The organism is Kitasatospora viridis, from assembly GCF_007829815.1.
Classification (GTDB): Bacteria; Actinomycetota; Actinomycetes; order Streptomycetales; family Streptomycetaceae; genus Kitasatospora; species Kitasatospora viridis.
On the sequence record NZ_VIWT01000006.1, the window covers coordinates 97,943 to 117,781 of the forward strand.

The 19,839-nt window shown below is 73.5% G+C and carries 2 protein-coding genes; both read left to right on the top strand.

From position 1 onward, the window contains the following. The first annotated feature begins 5 nt into the window (after positions 1 to 5). On the top strand, positions 6 to 3,164 hold the full coding sequence (locus tag FHX73_RS39580; RefSeq protein WP_145910911.1) for a non-ribosomal peptide synthetase: 3,159 nt from the start codon (positions 6 to 8) through the stop codon (positions 3,162 to 3,164). After that, positions 3,161 to 19,807 (top strand): non-ribosomal peptide synthetase, encoded by a 16,647-nt coding sequence (locus tag FHX73_RS39585; protein WP_145910912.1) that lies wholly within the window; start codon positions 3,161 to 3,163, stop codon positions 19,805 to 19,807. The genes FHX73_RS39580 and FHX73_RS39585 overlap by 4 nt, the downstream gene beginning before the upstream one ends. Positions 19,808 to 19,839: the final 32 nt, after the last annotated feature.

Genomic DNA, 19,839 nt, shown 5'->3' on the forward strand with positions numbered 1-19,839 from the left:
GGCTGGTGAGCAAGAACGCGATCGAGGACATCCTTCCCGTCACGCCCTTCCAGGAGGGCCTGATCTTCCACGCCGGCTACGACACGACGACGGCGGACGTCTACACCGCCCAGTTCGCCTTCGAACTGCACGGGCCGCTGGACGCCGTGGCGCTGCGGGCCGCCGCCGCGACCGTGCTGCGCCGCCACCCGGCGCTGCGCACCGCCTTCCGCCAGCGCCCCGGCGGCGACTGGGTGCAGGTGGTGGCCGCCGACCCGCCGCTGCTCTGGCGCGAGCTCGACCTCAGCACCCGGCCCGAGGCCGAGCGGGCCGCCGAGCTGGAGCGGCTGCTCGCCGAGGACTGCGCCCACCGCTTCGACCTGGGCCGCGCCAGGCTGGTCCGGTTCAGCCTGCTGCGCCTGGACGAGCAACGGCACGTGCTGGTGCTGATGAACCACCACCTGGTGCTGGACGGCTGGTCCACCGCGCACCTGATGGGCGAACTCCTCGCGCTCTACGCGGGCACCGGCGACCCGCTGCCCGCCGCCCGCCCCTACCGCGACTACGTCGCCTGGCTGGGCAAGCAGGACCGGCAGCCGTCCCTGGACGCCTGGCAGGCGGCCCTGGCCGGTGTCGAGGAGCCGACCCTGCTGGCCGGCCCGCCGTCCGCCGCCGTGGCCGAGCGCCCCGAGCGGGTCGAGCTGGAGTTCTCCGCCGAGCAGACCCGGGCCCTGCTCGGGCTGGCCCGCGGCCACGGACTGACCCTCAACTCGCTGGTCCAGGGTGCCTGGGGGATCCTGCTCGGCACCCTCACCGGCCGCACCGACGTGCTGTTCGGCGCCACCGTCTCCGGCCGCCCCGCCGAGCTGGCGGGAGCCGAGGAGATCGTCGGACTGCTGATCAACACCGTGCCGGTCCGGGTCCGCCTCGACCGCGGCCAGACCGTGGCCGAACTGCTCGCGACCGTGCAGGCCGAACAGGCTGCGCTGACGCCCCATCACCACACCGCCCTCACCGACCTGCACGCCGCGACCGGCCGGGGCACCCTCTTCGACACCCTGGTGGTCTTCGAGAACTACCCCGTGGACCCGGCGGCGCTGCGGCTGCCCGGCGCCCCGGTGATCGCCGACGTCCAGGTCCGGGACGGCGTGCACTACCCGCTGAGACTGCAAGTGCTGCCGGGACAGCGGCTGCGGATCGCCCTCGACCACCGCCCCGACCTGCTGGACCGGGAGCAGGTGCGGCGGATCGCCCAGCGCCTGCGGCAGCTGCTGCCGGCCATGGCGGCGGACCCGCACTGCCCCGTCGCCCGGCTGGACCTGCTCACGCCCGAGGAGCGCGAGCTGGTCCAGCAGACCTGGAACGCCACCGACCACCCCGTCCCCGACACCACGCTGGCCGAGCTGATCGAGCGCCAGGTGGCGCGCACCCCCGACGCCACCGCCCTGCACGGCCCCGACGGCGACACCCGCAGCTACGCGCAGCTCAACGCCGAGGCCAACCGGCTGGCCCACCTGCTGGCCGAGCTCGGTGCGGGCCCGGAGAGCACCGTCGGCGTCGCCCTGCCGCGCTCGCCCGAGCTGGTGGTCGCCCTGCTGGCCGTGCTGAAGAGCGGCGCCGCCTACCTGCCGCTCGACCCCGACCACCCGCCGGCGCGCACCGCCGACATCCTCGACGACGCCGCGCCGCGACTCGTGCTGACCACCGCCGAGCTGGCCGCCGCCGTGCCCGCCCACCTCCCGGCGCTGGGCCTGGACGACGCGCGGGTGCGGGAGCGGCTGGGCGCCCAGCCGGCCACCGACCCGGTCGCCGGTCGCCCGCACGGCGCCTCGCCCGCCTACCTGATCTACACCTCCGGCTCCACCGGCCGCCCCAAGGGCGTGCTGGTCGAGCACCGGGCGATCGTCAACCGGCTGCTCTGGATGCAGGACCGCTACCGGCTGGACGCCACCGACCGGGTGCTGCAGAAGACGCCCGCCGGCTTCGACGTCTCCGTCTGGGAGTTCTTCTGGCCGCTGATCAGCGGCGCGGCTCTGGTGGTCGCCCCGCCCGGCGCGCACCGCGAGCCCGAGCGGCTGGCCCGGCTGATCCGCGAGACCGGGGTGACCACCGCGCACTTCGTGCCCTCGATGCTGCGCGCCTTCGTCGACGAGCCGGCTTCTGCGGGCTGCACCGGGCTGCGCCGGGTCTTCTGCAGCGGCGAGGCGCTGCCCGCCGAACTGGTCGGCGACTTCCACGCGGTGTGCGCCGCACCGCTGTTCAACCTCTACGGGCCCACCGAGGCGGCCGTCGACGTCACCCACTGGGACTGCCCCGCCGAGGGCACGCCCACGGCCGTGCCGATCGGTCGGCCGGTCTGGAACACCCGGACCTACGTGCTGGACGCGGCGCTGCGCCCGGTGCCGCCGGGCGTGGTCGGCGAGCTCTACCTGGCCGGTGTGCAACTCGCCCGCGGCTACCTCGGGCGGGCCGGGCTGACGGCCGAGCGCTTCGTCGCCTGCCCGTTCGGCGAACCGGGCGCGGTGATGTACCGCACCGGCGACCTCGCCTCCTGGGACCAGGACGGCTGCCTGCGCTACGCCGGGCGGACCGACCACCAGGTCAAGATCCGCGGCCAGCGGATCGAGCTCGGCGAGATCGAGGCGGTGCTGGACCGCCACCCCGCCGTCGCCCAGGCGGCCGTGACCGCCCTGGACGGCCGGCTGACCGGGTACGTCCGGCCCGCAGGCCCGCACGACGGGCTGGTACCAGTGCTCAAGCGGCACCTGGCCGAGCAGCTGCCGGCCGTCTGGCGTCCCAGCACCCTGGTGCTGCTGGAGCACTGGCCGCTGACGCCCAACGGCAAGCTGGACCGCAAGGCGCTGCCGCAGCCGCAGGCCCCCGGCACCACCGCCGGCCGGGCCCCGCGCACCCCGCAGGAGGAACTGCTCTGCGGGCTCTTCGCCGAGGTGCTCGGTGTCGACCCAGTCGGCATCGACGACGACTTCTTCGACCTGGGCGGGCACTCGCTGCTGGCCGGCCGGGTGATCAGTCGGATCCGCACCGCGCTGGACGTGGACCTGCCGCTCGGCGCCCTGTTCGAGAACCCCACCGTGGCGCGCCTCACCGAGGCCGCCGCCGCACAGTCCGGCATCCCCAAGCGCCCCGCCCTGCGCCGCATGCCGCGTCCCGAGGAGGACGAGTGATCCCGCTTTCGTACGGCCAGCGCCGGCTCTGGTTCCTGAACCGCCTGGAGGGCGGGGACGCGCAGTACAACATGCCGCTGGCACTCCGGCTGACCGGCACCCTGGACCGAGGCGCGCTGCTCGCCGCCCTGCACGACGTGGTGGAGCGGCACGAGAGCCTGCGCACCCTCTTCCCCGAGCGCGACGGCGAGCCGCGCCAGCGGATCCTGCCGATGTCCCGGGTGGCGCTCTCCCTCGACGAACGGGACTGCACCGAGCAGGAGTTGGCCGAGCAGCTGGCACGGGAGGCGGCCCTGGGCTTCGACCTCACCGCTGAACTGCCGCTGCGGCCGGTGCTGTTCACGCTCGCGCCCGAGCTGCACGTGCTGCTGCTGGTGCTGCACCACGTGGCGGGTGACGGCTGGTCGCTCGGTCCGCTGGCCCGGGACGTCTCGCAGGCCTACACGGCCCGGACGGCCGGCGCGGCCCCGCAGTGGGAGCCGCTGCCGGTGCAGTATGCCGACTACGCGCTGTGGCAGCGCGAGTTGCTCGGCGAGGACGAGGATCCGCAGAGCTTGATGACGCGCCAGGTTTCATTCTGGCGCGAAACGTTGATCGGTCTGCCGGACGAGGTGACGCTGCCCGGGGACCGGTTGCGGACGGCGGCTGGTGGGGGCGGTGCGGGCGGGAGTGTGCCGTTCGCGGTGCCGGCCGGGGTGCATGCGGCTGTGGTGCGGGTGGCTCGGGAGTGTGGGGCGAGTCCGTTCATGGTGGTGCAGGCGGCGTTGGTGGCGCTGTTGGCGCGGTTGGGTGCGGGGGAGGACGTGCCGATCGGCTCGCCGATCGCGGGCCGGACCGATGAGGCGTTGGAGGAGGTGGTCGGGTTCTTCGTCAACACGCTGGTGCTGCGCACCGATGTGTCGGGCGACCCGACCTTCCGTGAGCTGGTCGCCCGGGTCCGAGCTGGCGACCTGGACGCCTTCGCGCACCAGGACCTGCCGTTCGAGCGCCTGGTGGAGGCGCTCAACCCGCCGCGTTCGATGGGCCGTCACCCACTGTTCCAGGTGATGCTCGCCTTCCAGGACACCAGCCTGCCCGAGCTGGAACTGCCGGGCCTGCGCGCGGTGGTGGAGCCGCTGGCGCGCTCGGCGGCGAAGTTCGACCTGTCCGTCGACCTGGCCGAGCGCTTCGATGCGGGCGTGCCGGCCGGCATCGAGGGGTGCGTCGACTACTCGGGCGAGCTGTACGACCGGGCGACGGCGGTGGCGTTCGCGGATCGGTTGGCGGCGTTCTTGGGTGCTGTGGTTGCTGAGCCGGATGGTCGGGTTGGCGGGTTCGAGTTGGTGTCGGCGGATGAGTTGCGGTTGGTGCGGGATGTGTGGAACGAGACGGCGCGGGTGGTGCCGGCGGGGTTGATCCATGAGCATTTCGAGCGGCAGGTGCGGGTTGCTCCGGATGCGGTGGCGGTTTCCTATGAGGGGACTGAGCTGACGTATGCGCAGCTGAATGCGCGGGCGAACCGGTTGGCGCGGTTGTTGGTGGCGCGTGGTGCGGGGCCGGAGCGTTTCGTGGCGTTGGCTCTGCCGCGTAGTGAGTTGATGGTGGTGGCGTTGTTGGGGGTGTTGAAGTCGGGGGCGGCGTATCTGCCGGTGGATCCGGAGTATCCGGCGGACCGGATCGCGTACATGTTGGAGGACGCGGCGCCGGCGCTTGTGCTGACGGTTGGTCAGGTCGCTTCGCGGTTCCCGGATCGGGATTTGTTGGTGCTGGACGGGGCGGATGTCGAAGGGGAGTTGGCACGTTTCTCGGCGGAGGATGTCGAGGACGGTGAACGGATCGTTCCGCTGTTGCCGGATCATCCGGCGTACCTGATCTATACGTCGGGTTCGACGGGGCGTCCGAAGGGTGTGGTGATTGCGCATCGGGGGATTCCGAGTCTGGGGCATGCGAAGGTGGAATGGTATGCGACGACGCCTGGGAGCCGGGTGTTGCAGTTCTCGTCGTTGAGTTTCGACAGTCATGTGTCGGAGGTGTGGTCGGCGTTTTTGGGTGGGGGTCGGTTGGTGGTTGCTCCGTTGGAGCGGATGATGCCGGGTGAGCCGTTGGTGGGTTTGGTGGCGGAGCAGGGGATTACGCACATCGATTTGCCGCCTGCGGGGTTGGCGGTGATGCCGGAGGGTTCGTTGCCGGTGGGTGGGACGTTGATTGTGGGTGGTGAGGCGAGTACTCCGGCGTTGGTGGAGCGGTGGTTCCGGGGGCGGCGGATGATCAATTCGTATGGGCCGACCGAGGCGACGGTGTGCGCGAGCATGAGTGATCCGATCGCGGATGCGGCGATTCCGCCGATCGGTCGGCCGGTGTGGAACAAGCGGGTGTATGTGCTGGATGCGGGTTTGCGGTTGGTGCCGCCGGGTGTGGTGGGGGAGTTGTATGTGGCGGGCGAGGGCCTGGCGCGCGGGTATCTGGGGCGGGCGGGGCTGACGGCTGAGCGGTTCGTGGCTTGCCCGTTCGGTGCCACGGGTGCGCGGATGTACCGCACGGGTGACTTGGTGCGGTGGGGCGCGGATGGGCAGTTGGTGTTCTTGGGTCGGGCGGACAACCAGGTGAAGGTGCGTGGTTTCCGGATCGAGTTGGGTGAGGTGGAGGCGGCGATCGATGCGCTGCCGGGGGTTGCGCAGGCGGTGGTGCTGCTGCACACCGACGAGGCGGGTGAACGGCGGCTGGTCGCTTACGTGGTGACGGCCACGCAGACCGCCTCAGTGCTGCGTGAGAGCTTGAGCCGGACCTTGCCGGACTACATGGTCCCGTCGGCGTTCGTGCTGCTGGACGCCTTGCCGTTGATGCCCAACGGCAAGGTGAACCGACGTGCCCTGCCGGAGCCGGAGTTCGCGGCGGCCGGGGCGGGCCGTGGTCCGCGCTCGCCGCGCGAGGAGATCCTGTGCGGTCTGTTCGCCGAGGTCCTGGGCGTGGAGGCGGTCGGCATCGACGACGGCTTCTTCGAGCTGGGCGGTCACTCCCTGCTCGCCACCCGGCTGGCCAGCCGGGTGCGTTCGGTGCTCGGCGTCGAACTGCCGCTGCGCGCGCTCTTCGAGGCGCCCACCGTGGCGGGCCTGTCCACGCTGCTCGCGGGCGAGGAGCAGACCGCGCGGCCCGCGCTGCTCCCGGTCCCGCGCCCCGAGCAGCTACCGGTCTCCTTCGCCCAGCGGCGGCTCTGGTTCCTCAACCGCCTCGAACCCGCCACCGGTGCCTACAACATGCCCTTGGCGCTCCGCCTGGCCGGTGCGCTGGACCGCTCGGCCCTGCTCGCGGCGCTGAACGACGTGGTCGCCCGGCACGAGAGCCTGCGCACCGTCTTCGCCGAGTTCGACGGCGAGCCGTACCAGCGGATCCTGCCGCTCGCCGAGCTGTCGCTCACGGTCGCCGAACGTGCCTGCACCGAGGACGAGTTGCCCGCCCTGCTGGCCGCCGAGGCGGCGCAGGGCTTCGACCTGGCCACCGAGCCGCCGCTGCGGCCGGTGCTGTTCGCGCTGGCGCCCGAGGTGCACGTCCTGGTGCTGGTGCTGCACCACGTCGCCGGTGACGGCTGGTCGCTGGCACCGCTCGCCCGTGACGTGTCCCGGGCCTACGCCGCCCGGTCGGCCGGCACCGCCCCGCAGTGGCAGCCGCTGCCGGTGCAGTACGCCGACTACACGCTCTGGCAGCGCGAGCTGCTCGGCGAGGAGGCCGACCCGCAGAGCCTGATGACACGCCAGGTTTCATTCTGGCGCGAAACATTGACCGGCCTGCCGGAAGAGGTGTCACTCCCCGCCGACCGGGTGCGGCCCGCGAGCACCGACGGAGCGGGCGGCACAGTGCCGTTCGCCCTGCCCGCCGAAGCGCACGCCGCCGTGCTCCGGCTCGCCCGCAGCAGCGGTGCCAGCCCGTTCATGGTGGTGCAGGCCGCGCTGGCCGCGCTGCTGGCCCGCCTCGGCGCGGGCGAGGACGTGCCGATCGGTGCGCCGGTGGCCGGCCGCACCGACGACGCGCTGGAGGAGGCGGTCGGATTCTTCGTCAACACCCTCGTGCTGCGCACCGACGCCTCGGGCGACCCGACCTTCCGTCAGCTGGTCGAGCGGGTGCGCACGGCGGACCTGGACGCCTTCGCGCACCAGGACGTCCCGTTCGAGCGGCTGGTCGAGGCGCTCAACCCGCCGCGCTCGATGGGCCGTCACCCGCTCTTCCAGGTCATGCTCGCCTTCCAGAACACCGCGCTGCCCGCACTGGAGCTCCCGGACCTGCGGGTGACCGAGGAGCCGCAAGCCCGCACGCTGGCGAAGTTCGACCTCTCCCTCGACATCGTCGAGCGCTTCGAGGCCGGTGCGCCCGCGGGCATCGAGGGGTGCGTCGAGTACGCCGCCGCCCTGTACGACCGCGAGACGGCCACCGCCTTCGCCACCCGGCTGGCCGCCTTCCTGACCGCCGCGGCCGCCGAACCGGACCGCGCCATCGGGCAGTTCGACCTCGCCGACGAGGCCGAGCGCCGTCTGGTCCGCGACCAGTGGAACGCCACCGCGCACCCCGTCCCGGCCGGCACCCTGGTCTCCCACATCGAGGCCCAGGCCGCCCGGACCCCGGACTCGCCGGCCCTGCTGTTCGGCGACACGGTGCTCAGCCACCGGGAGCTCGCCGCGCGGGCGAACCGCCTGGCCCGTCACCTGGTCGCGCTCGGCGCCGGCCCCGAGCGCACCGTCGCCGTCGCGCTGCCCCGCTCGCCCGAGCTGGTGGTCGCGCTGCTCGCGGTGCTCAAGTCGGGCGCTGCCTACCTGCCGGTCGACCCCGACTACCCGGCCGACCGGATCGCCTACATGCTGGCGGACGCCGCGCCGGTGGCCGTCCTGAGCTGCCGCGAGCTGGCCGGCGTGCTGCCGGACGGCACGGAACCGCTGCTGCTGGACGACCCCGGCGCGCAGGCCGGCCCGGACGGCACCGCCGAGCTGGGCGACCGCGACCTCGACGACCACGAGCGGACCGCGCCCCTGCGCCCCGACCACCCCGCCTACCTGATCTACACCTCCGGTTCCACCGGCCGCCCCAAGGGCGTCGCCGTCGCCCACCAGGCGATCGTCAACCGGCTGCTCTGGATGCGCGAGCAGTACGAAGTCGGCCCCGCCGACCGGGTGCTGCAGAAGACCCCGTCGAGCTTCGACGTCTCGGTCTGGGAGTTCTTCCTCCCGCTGCTCTCCGGCGCCGCCCTGGTGGTCGCCCCGCCCGGCGCCCACCGCGAGCCGGCCCGGCTCGCCGCCGAGATCCGGCGCCACGGCGTGACCATCGCGCACTTCGTGCCGTCGATGCTGCACGCCTTCGTCGCCGAGCCGGCCGCCGCCGACTGCGCCGGCCTGCGGCACGTGGTGTGCAGCGGCGAGGCGCTCCCCACCGACCTGCTCGCCCGCTACCGCCGCGTCCTCGGCGCCGAGCTGCACAACCTGTACGGCCCGACCGAGGCGGCCGTCGACGTGACGTACCATCGGGCCGCCGAGCAGGAGAGCGGCAGCACCGTGCCGATCGGCCGCCCGGTGTGGAACACCCGGGTGTACGTGCTGGACCGCGAACTGCGGCCGCTGCCGCCCGGCGTGGCCGGCGAGCTCTACCTGGCGGGCGATCAGCTCGCCCGCGGCTACGCCGGCCGCCCCGGCCTGACCGCCGAACGCTTCGTCGCCTGCCCGTCCGGCTTCGGCGACCCGGGTGACCGCATGTACCGCACCGGCGACATCGTCCGCTGGACCAGGGACGGCGCGCTGGTCTTCCTCGGCCGCGCCGACCACCAGGTGAAGCTGCGCGGCCTGCGGATCGAGCTCGACGAGATCGCCACCGTGCTGGCCGGCGCCCCCGGCGTCTCCTGGGCCACCGCCCTGGTGCGGGAGAGCGCGGCGGGCGAGCAGCTCCTGGTCGCCTACCTGGTCTCCGACGGCCGCAGCACCGAGCCCGCCCTGCGGGCGCACCTGGGCGCCGCCCTGCCGGAGTACATGGTGCCCACGGCCTTGGTGCGGATCGAGGAGGTGCCGCTGTCGCCCAGCGGCAAGCTGGACCGCGCCGCCCTGCCCGCGCCCCAGCAGGTCGGCGGAGCCGGACGGGCCCCGGCCACCGCGCGGGAGGAGATCCTCTGCGGCATCTTCGCCGACCTGCTCGGACTCGACACCGTCGGCGTCGACGACGACTTCTTCGCCCTCGGCGGCCACTCCCTGCTCGCTACCCGGCTGATCAGCCGGATCCGCGCCGCCCTCGGCACCGAGATCGCCCTGCGCACCCTCTTCGAAGCCCCGACCGTCGCCGCCCTCGCCACCCGGCTCGACCAGGACGGCACGGCCCGCCCCGCCCTGACGGCGGTCGACCGGCCCGCGACCGTGCCGCTCTCGCACGCCCAGCAGCGCCTCTGGCTGCTCGCCGAGCTGGAGGGACCCGGCGGCACGTACAACATCCCCGCCGCCCTGCGCCTGACCGGCCCGCTGGACGGCGCGGCCCTGCGCCTGGCCCTCGACGACGTGGTCGGGCGCCACGAGGTGCTGCGCACCGTCTTCCCGTCCGTCGACGGGCAGCCCCGGCAGGAGATCCTGGCCCCGGGCGGCGTCGAACTGCCGCTGGCCGCCATCGACACCACCCCCGCCGAGCTGCCCGCCGCACTCGCCGCCGAGGCCGCCCGCGGCTTCGAGCTCGGCACCGAACTCCCGCTGCGCGCAGCTCTCTTCAGGCTCGGCGAGCAGGAGCACGTGCTGCTGCTGGTGCTCCATCACATCGCCGGTGACGGCTGGTCGCTGGGCCCGCTGGCCGCCGACCTGTCCACCGCCTACGCCGCCCGCCGCGAAGGCCGCGCCCCCGGCTGGCAGCCGCTGGCGGTCCAGTACGCCGACTACGCGCTCTGGCAGCGCCGGCTGCTCGGCGACGGCGCCGACCCCGGCAGCCGCCTGAACGAGCAACTGGCCTACTGGCGCGAGACCTTGGCCGACCTGCCGGACGAGCTCGGCCTGCCCGCCGACCGCCCCCGCCCGGCCGTCGCCAGCCACCGGGGCGCCATCGTCCCGTTCACCGTGCCCGCGGCGACCCACCAGCGGCTCGCCCGGCTCACCCGGGCCCACGGTGCCACCCTCTTCATGGGCCTGAACGCCGCCCTCGCCACCCTGCTCTCCCGGCTCGGCGCGGGCACCGACATCCCGATCGGCACGGCCATCGCCGGGCGCACCGACGAGGCCGCCGGCGAGCTGATCGGATTCTTCGTCAACACCCTGGTCATCCGCACCGACCTCGCCCCCCGTTCCACCGGCCTCGCCCCGAGCTTCGCCGACCTGGTCATCCGGACCCGGGACCGGCTGCTGACCGCCTACGCCCACCAGGACCTCCCCTTCGACCACCTCGTCGAAGCCCTCAACCCCACCCGCTCGCTCGCCCGCCACCCGCTCTTCCAGACCTTCCTCACCCTGCAGAACACCGCGGCCCCGAGCCCCGAACTCGCCGGACTGACCACGAGGCCGGAGGAGATCGGCACCGCGAGCGCCAAGTTCGACCTCGCCTTCGACCTCGCGGAGCGCGTCGACCCCGAGACCGGCCCGGCCGGCCTGACCGGCACCCTCAGCTTCGCCACCGACCTCTACGACGCCGGGACCGCCGAGCTGATCGCCCGCCGCTTCACCGACCTGCTGGACACCCTCACCGCCGACCCCGACCAGCCGGTCGACCGCGCCGAGCTGCTCACCCCCGACGAGCGCCGGACGCTGCTGGAGAGTTGGAACGACACCGCCCGCCAGGTGCCCGGGGCCACGGTGGCCGAGCTGGTCGAGGCCCAGGCGGCCCGCACTCCGCACGCGGTCGCGGTGAGCTCGGTCGATGGCGAGCTGACGTACCGTCAACTCAGCGCCCGGGCAAATCAGCTGGCCCGCCTGCTGATTGCGCACGGCGTCGGCGCGGAAACGCTGGTCGCGGTCGCGCTCGACCGCTCCACCGAACTGGTCGTCACGCTGCTGGCCGTGCTCAAGACCGGCGGCGCCTACCTGCCGATCGACCCCGAGTACCCGGCCGACCGGATCGCCCAGACCCTCGGTGACGCCCGGCCCGTCCTGACGGTCACCCGGCACGGCGCCCTGCCCGGCGCGCCGGGCCCGCTGCTGGCCCTCGACGACCCGCGCACCGCCGCCGTGCTCGACCAGGCCGACGGCCGCGACCTCACGGACGCCGAGCGGCTGCGCCCGGTGCGGCCCGCGAACCCGGCCTACGTCATCTACACCTCCGGCTCGACCGGACGGCCCAAGGGGGTCGTGGTCCCGCACCGCGCCCTGGTCAACTTCCTTGCCGACATGGGCGATCGGTTCCCGCTGACCGGGCGGGACCGGTGGGTGGCGGTCACCACCGTCGCCTTCGACATCGCCGCCCTGGAGCTCTACCTCCCGCTGGTCAGCGGCGCGCGGGTGGTGCTGGCCGACCGCCCGACCGTGCTCGACCCCGCCGCGCTCACCGCGTTGTTGCACGACTGCGGCGCCACCGTCATGCAGGCCACCCCCGCGCTCTGGCAGGCGCTGCTGGCCCACCAGGGCAGCGGGGCGATCGGCTTGCCGTCGTTGCGGGTCCTGGTCGGCGGCGAGGCGCTGCCCGCGCCGCTGGCCGCCGAACTGCGCACCGTCGGCGAGGCCACCAACCTGTACGGGCCCACCGAGACCACCATCTGGTCCACCACCCAGCGGCTCGACCAGGCGCCGGCCGCCGGCAACCCGTCCATCGGCCGTCCCATCGCCAACACCCGCGCCTACGTGCTGGACGGCGCGCTGCGCCCCGTCCCGCCCGGCGTCGCCGGCGACCTGTACCTCGCGGGCGACGGGCTGGCGCGCGGCTACCTGGCCCGGCCCGGGCTGACGGCCGAGCGCTTCGTCGCCTGCCCGTTCGGCGCACCGGGCGAGCTCATGTACCGCACCGGCGACCTGGCTCGTTGGAGCAGGGGAGGCGAGCTGGGCTACCTCGGGCGCACCGACCAGCAGATCAAGATTCGCGGCTTCCGGGTCGAACTCGGCGACATCGAGGCCGCCCTGGCCGGCCACCCGAGCGTCACCCGGGCCGCCGTGCTGCTGCGCGGGGAGCGGCTCGTCGGCTACGTCACCGGCACCCCCGACGCCGACCCGGCCGAGCTGCGCGCCCACCTGCGGCGAACCCTGCCGGAGTACATGGTGCCCGCGGCCGTCGTCGTGCTGCCCGCCCTTCCGCTGACCGACAACGGCAAGCTCGACCGCAAGGCCCTGCCCGACCCGCAGGTGGCGAGCGGCGCCGGGCGGGCCCCCGCGACCGCGCAGGAGGAGATCCTGTGCGGCGTCTTCGCCGACGTGCTCGGACTGGAGACGGTCGGGGTCGAGGACAACTTCTTCGAACTGGGCGGCCACTCGCTGCTCGCCGCCCAGGCGATCAGCCGGATCCGGACCGCGTTCGGCGTCGAGACCAGCCTGCGCACCCTGTTCGAGGCGCCCACGGTGGCCGGCCTGGCCGGTCGGCTCGCGCAGCACGAGGACGCCGCCCGACCGGCCCTCACCGCCGCCGCGACCCGGCCCGAGACCGTCCCGCTCTCCTACGCCCAGCAGCGGCTCTGGTTCCTCGCGGAGTTGGAGGGCCCCGGCGGCACGTACAACATCCCCGCCGCGCTGCGGCTCACCGGCCCCGTCGACCGCGAGGCCCTGCGCGGCGCGCTCGGCGACCTGCTGGGCCGCCACGAAGTCCTGCGCACCCGCTACCCGTTCGACGACGGGCAGCCCCGGCAGGAGATCCTGGCACCGGGGTCCGTCGAAGCCCCGCTCACGGTGCTCGACGCCACCCCTGCCGAGCTTCCCGCCGCGCTCGCCGCCGAGGCTGCGCGGGGCTTCGAGCTGGACGCCGAACTGCCGCTGCGGGCCACGGTCTTCGCACTCGGCGAGCAGGAGCACGTGCTGCTGCTGGTGCTCCATCACATCGCCGGTGACGGCTGGTCGCTGGGCCCGCTGGCCCGCGACCTGTTCGCCGCCTACACCGCGCGCCGCGAGGGTGGCCTGCCCGACTGGCGCCCGCTGCCGGTGCAGTATGCCGACTATGCGCTGTGGCAGCGCGAGCTGCTCGGTGACGGCGAGGATCCGCAGAGCTTGATGGCACGCCAGGTTTCATTCTGGCGCGAAACGTTGACCGGTCTGCCGGACGAGGTGACGCTGCCCGGGGACCGGCTGCGGCCCGTCACCGGCGAAGGCGGCGGCGCCAGCGTGCCGTTCACGGTGCCCGCCGAGGTGCACGCCGCGCTGGTGCGGGTGGCCCGGGAATGCGGGGCGAGTCCGTTCATGGTGGTGCAGGCGGCGTTGGCGGCGCTGTTGGCGCGGTTGGGTGCGGGGGAGGACGTGCCGATCGGCTCGCCGATCGCGGGCCGGACCGATGAGGCGTTGGAGGAGGCGGTCGGGTTCTTCGTCAACACGCTGGTGCTGCGCACCGATGTGTCGGGCGACCCGACCTTCCGCGAACTGGTCGCCCGGGTGCGGAACACCGCGCTGACGGCCTTCGCCCACCAGGACGTGCCCTTCGAGCGTCTCGTCGAGGCACTCAACCCGGCGCGCTCGATGGGCCGTCACCCGCTCTTCCAGGTGATGCTCGCCTTCCAGAACACCGCACTGCCCGAGCTCGGCCTGCCCGGACTCGCGGTCACGGCCGAGCCGTTGGTCCGCTCCGGCGCCAAGTTCGACCTCTCGCTCGACGTGACCGAGCGCTTCGACGCCGGCCTGCCCGCCGGGCTCGACGGCTGCCTCGACTACTCCACCGCGCTCTACGACCGGGCGACGGCGGTGGCGTTCGCGGATCGGTTGGCCGCGTTCCTGGCTGCTGTGGTTGCTGAGCCGGATGGTCGGGTGGGCGGGTTCGAGTTGGTGTCGGCGGATGAGTTGCGGTTGGTGCGGGATGTGTGGAACGAGACGGCTCGGGTGGTGCCGCCGGGGTTGATCCATGAGCATTTCGAGCGTCAGGTCCGGGTTGCTCCGGATGCGGTGGCGGTCGCGTTCGAGGGGGTGGAGCTGACGTATGCGGAGTTGAATGCGCGGGCGAACCGGTTGGCGCGGTTGTTGGTGGTGCGTGGTGCGGGGCCGGAGCGTTTCGTGGCGTTGGCTCTGCCGCGTAGTGAGTTGATGGTGGTGGCGTTGTTGGGGGTGTTGAAGTCGGGTGCGGCGTATCTGCCGGTGGATCCGGAGTATCCGGCGGACCGGATCGCGTACATGTTGGAGGATGCGGCGCCGGCGTTGGTGCTGACGGTCGGTGAGGTGGCTTCGCGGCTGCCCTACCCGGAGTTGCTGGTGCTCGATGACCCCGGCGTCGAGGCCGAGCTGCGCGAGCAGGCGGACAGCGATGTGCTGGACGCCGAGCGAGCGCGTCCATTGCTGCCGGATCACCCGGCGTACCTGATTTACACGTCGGGTTCGACGGGGCGTCCGAAGGGTGTGGTGATTGCGCATCGGGGGATTCCGAGTCTGGGGCATGCGAAGGTGGAGTGGTATGCGACGACGCCTGGGAGTCGGGTGTTGCAGTTCTCGTCGTTGAGTTTCGACAGTCATGTGTCGGAGGTGTGGTCGGCGTTTTTGGGTGGGGGTCGGTTGGTGGTTGCTCCGTTGGAGCGGATGATGCCGGGTGAGCCGTTGGTGGGGTTGGTGGCGGAGCAGGGGATCACGCACATCGATTTGCCGCCGGCGGGGTTGGCGGTGATGCCGGAGGGTTCGTTGCCGGTGGGTGGGACGTTGATCGTGGGTGGTGAGGCGAGTACTCCGGCGTTGGTGGAGCGGTGGTTCCGGGGGCGGCGGATGATCAATTCGTATGGGCCGACCGAGGCGACGGTGTGCGCGAGCATGAGTGATCCGATCGCGGATGCGGCGATTCCGCCGATCGGCCGGCCGGTGTGGAACAAGCGGGTGTATGTGCTGGATGCGGGTCTGCGGTTGGTGCCGCCGGGTGTGGTGGGGGAGTTGTACGTGGCGGGCGAGGGGTTGGCGCGCGGTTACCTGGGTCGGTCCGCGCTGACGGCTGAGCGGTTCGTGGCTTGCCCGTTCGGTGCCACGGGTGCCCGGATGTACCGCACGGGTGACTTGGTGCGGTGGGGCGCGGACGGTCAGTTGGTGTTCCTGGGTCGGGCGGACAACCAGGTGAAGGTGCGTGGTTTCCGGATCGAGTTGGGTGAGGTGGAGGCGGCGATCGATGCGCTGCCGGGGGTGGCGCAGGCGGTGGTGCTGCTGCACATCGACGAGGTAGGCGAACGACGTCTGGTTGCTTACGTGGTGACTGACAGTCAGACATCCACCGGCTTGCGTGAGAGCTTGAGCCGGACCTTGCCGGACTACATGGTCCCGTCGGCGTTCGTGCTGCTGGACGCGTTGCCGTTGATGCCGAACGGCAAGGTGAACCGACGTGCCCTGCCGGAGCCGGAGTTCGCGGCGGCCGGGGTGGGTCGTGGTCCGCGTTCGCCGCGCGAGGAGATCCTGTGCGGGCTGTTCGCCGAGGTCCTGGGTGTGGAGGCGGTCGGCATCGACGACGGCTTCTTCGAGCTGGGCGGTCACTCCCTGCTCGCCACCCGGCTGGCCAGCCGGGTGCGTTCGGTGCTCGGCGTCGAACTGCCCCTGCGCACACTCTTCGAGGCACCCACCGTCGCCACCCTGGCCAAGGCCCTGGAGGGCGAGCAGGCGGCCGCCCGGCCGGTGCTGCGGCCGATGGCGCGCCCCGAGCACCTGCCGGTCTCCTTCGCCCAGCGGCGGCTCTGGTTCCTCAACCGCCTGGAGCCCGCCAGCAGTTCCTACAACCTGCCGCTCGCCCTGCGACTGACCGGCGCCCTCGACGCGGCCGCCCTGGCCGAGGCGCTGAACGACGTGGTCGCCCGGCACGAGAGCCTGCGCACGGTCTTCCCCGAGCGCGACGGCGAGCCCGAGCAGCTCGTCCTGCCGGCCGGCGCGGCGCGGCTCGACCTTCCGGTGGTCGTGCTGGCGGACGACCGGACGCTGGACGCCCTGGTGGCCGCCGAGACCGCCCGGCCGTTCGACGTGACGGCGCAGGTCCCGCTGCGGGCCCGCCTGCTGCGCACCGCCGAGGACGAGCACGTGCTGCTCCTGGTGGCCCACCACATCGTCACCGACGGCTGGTCCACCGCACCGCTGGTCCGCGACCTGGTCGCCGCCTACACGGCCCGCCGCACGGGCGCCGACCCGCAGTGGGACGAACTGCCCGTGCAGTACCCGGACTACACGCTCTGGCAGCGCGACCTGCTCGGCGCCGAGGACCAGCCCGACAGCCTGACGGCCCGTCAGCTCGACCACTGGCGCAAGGAGCTCGACGGCCTGCCCGAGGAGCTCCCGCTGCCCACCGACCGACCGCGCCCGGCCTACCCGAGCGGCGCGGGCGGCACGGTGCCGGTGCGGATCGGAGCCGAGGCGCACGCCGGGATCGTCAACCTGGCTCGCCGGACGCACACCACCGTTTTCATGGTGCTGCAGGCCGCGATGGCCGGCTGGCTCGGTGCGCTCGGTGCCGGCGAGGACATCCCGATCGGCACGCCCGTGGCCGGCCGTACCGACGAAGCCGTCCACGACCTGGTCGGGTTCTTCGTCAACACCCTGGTGCTGCGCACCGACTTGTCCGGCGACCCGACCTTCCGGGAACTGCTCGGCCGGGTGCGGGAGTCCGACCTGGCCGCCTTCGCGCACCAGGACCTCCCGTTCGAGCGGCTGGTGGAGGAGCTGAACCCGCCGCGCGTGATGGCCCGGCACCCGCTCTTCCAGGTCATGCTCGCGCTGCAGAACACGGCGTCGGCCCGGATCGAGCTCGACGGCCTGACCGCCGCCGCACTCCCGGTGGCCGGCGCGGACGCCAAGTTCGACCTGTCGCTCAGCCTCGCCGAGCGGCTCGGCGAGGACCGCGGAGCGCTCGGCATCGACGGCGAACTCGACTACTCGGCCGACCTGTTCGACCACTCCTCGGCGGAGTCCCTGGCACTCTCGTTCACGCGCTTCGTGGAGTCGGCGGTGGCCGGCCCGGACCAGCGGCTCGGCGCGGTCGAGCTGCTGACGCAGTCGCAGCGGGCCGAGCTGCTCCGGCTGGGCGCGGGCACCCCGGTCGAGCCGGTGGCCGGCGAGTCGCTGGGCGCCCTGTTCGCCGCACGGGTGGCGCAGGCGCCGGACGCGGTCGCGGTGCTGGACCGCGAAGTCGAGCTCTCGTTCGGTGAACTGGCGCACCGGGCCGCGAGGTTGGCCGAGCGCCTGACCGGGCTCGGGGTCGGCCCCGGGGCCCTGGTGGGCCTGCTGCTGCCGCGCTCGGTGGACTGGGTGGTGGCCCAGGTCGCGGTCGCCCTCGCCGGGGCTGCCTGGCTGCCGCTGGACCCGGGGCAGCCCGGGGAGCGGATCGCCGGGGTGCTGGCGCAGGCGGCTCCGGCCGTGGTCCTGACGGCTCCTGAGACGGTGGAGCTGGTGCCCGCCGACTCCTGGTGCGTGACGCTCCAGGAGACCGACACCCCCACCGCCCCTCGGCCTGTACCGGCCCCGGCGGCGGTGCCCGGCGACTCGGCGGCCTATGTCATCTACACCTCCGGCTCGACCGGCCGGCCCAAGGGCGTGGTGGTCTCCCAGCGCGCCGTGGTGAACCAACTGGGCTGGCTGGCCGACCGCTACCCGCTCGGCGCGGGCGACCGCATGCTGGCCCGCACCTCGCCCGGCTTCGACGCGGGCATTTGGGAGGTCTGGCTGCCGCTGCTCTCCGGCGCCGCGGTGGCGGTGGTCGACGACCGGGTGGCCAAGGACCCCGCCCTGCTGGTGCGGGAGTTGGCCGACCTGGCGGTGACGGTGGCGCAGTTCGTGCCGACCCTGCTGGCCGCGGTACTGGACGCCGCGCCGGGGGAGCGTCCCGCCGGACTGCGGCGGGTGTTCGTCGGCGGCGAGGCCTTCGGTGCCCAACTCGCCGACCGGGTGCGGGAGGTGTGGGGCGTCGAGCCGGTGAACCTGTACGGGCCCACCGAGACGACGATCCAGGTCGCCGCCGGCGAACCCGCCGGGACCGGTGCCGGCGCGCTGGTGCCGATCGGCCGCCCGGTCCGCAACACCGGCCTGTACGTGCTGGACGCCGGCCTGCGCCTGGTGCCGCCGGGCGTGGTGGGCGAACTGTACGTCTCCGGCACGGCGTTGGCGCGCGGCTACCTCGGCCGGCCGGACCTGACGGCCGAGCGCTTCGTCGCCTGCCCGTACGGCGCGCCGGGCGCCCGGATGTACCGCACCGGCGACCTGGTGCGCTGGAACGCCGACGGCGAGCTGGTCTTCGTCGGACGGGCCGACGGCCAGGTGAAGCTGCGCGGCTTCCGGATCGAACTCGGCGAGGTCGAGTCGGTGCTGGCCGGGCACCCGGAGGTCGCCGGCGCGGCCGTCGTGGTGCGCGAGGACGTGGCGGGGGACCGGAAGCTGGTCGCCTACGTCGTCCCCACCGCCGAGGCCTTCGACCGGGACCTGCTGCGGGCACACGTCGCCGGCCTGCTGCCCGGCTACATGGTCCCGTCGGCCTTCGTGCGGCTCGACGCCCTGCCGGTCACCCGCAACGGCAAGCTCGACACCCGGGCGCTCCCCGCCCCCGAGATCGAGCGCGCCGCCCGCACCCGGGTACCGACCGACCCGCAGGAGATCGTGCTCTGCGCCCTGTTCGCCGAGGTGCTCGGCCTGCCCGAAGTCGGCCCGGACGAGGACTTCTTCGCCCTCGGCGGCCACTCCCTGCTGGCCGTCCGCCTGATGAGCGCCGTGCAGCACGCCTTCGGCACCGCGCTCGACCTGCGCGCGCTCTTCGAGACGCCCACCCCGGCCGGGCTCGCCACCCGCCTTGGCGAGCGCGCGGCCGGCGATCCGCTGGACGTGCTGCTGCCGCTGCGCGCCGGGGGCACCGCGGCCCCGCTGTTCTGCGTGCACCCGGTGCTCGGGCTCAGCTGGGGCTACGCGGCGCTGCTGCGCCGGCTGGACCGGCAGCGGCCGCTCTACGGGCTCCAGGCGTACGGCATCCGCCACCCGCACCAGCGCCCGGACTCCATCCGGGAGATGGCACGCGGCTACGTCCAGCGGATCCGCGAGGTGCAGCCGAGCGGCCCGTACCACCTGCTCGGCTGGTCGCTCGGCGGCACCGTCGCCCACGCGATGGCCGAACTGCTCCAGGCCGACGGCGAGCAGGTCGCCTTCCTCGCCCTGCTCGACTCCTACCCGAGCGAGCCGGACAGGTCGGCGGCCGACCTCGACGCCGAGGCGGAGGAGGAGGTGCTGGCCGCCCTGCTGCCCGGCGCGGGGGCGGCCGTGCACGAGCTGGTCGCCCAGGGCGCCGACCGGCAGCGGATCCTGGCCCTGCTGCGGGAGGAGAACGCGCGCCGGCTCCAGGTGGACGAGCAGGCGGTGGCCGACCTGCTGGACACCGCCGTGCACAGCAGCCGGCTGATCCGCGACCACGTGCCCGGCACGGTCGACGGCGACCTGGTCTTCGTCACGGCCACCACCGGCCGCCCCGCCGACGCGCCGACCGCCCACACCGCCTGGCAGGCCCACCTGACCGGCGCGATCCACGAGTACCGGATCGACTGCCGGCACGCCGAGCTGCTCGGCCCCGAGGGGATGGACGGGCTCGGCCGGATGCTCAGCGAGAGGCTGGACCGTGACGCCTGACTCGACGGTGACGCCTGACTCGACCGTGACGT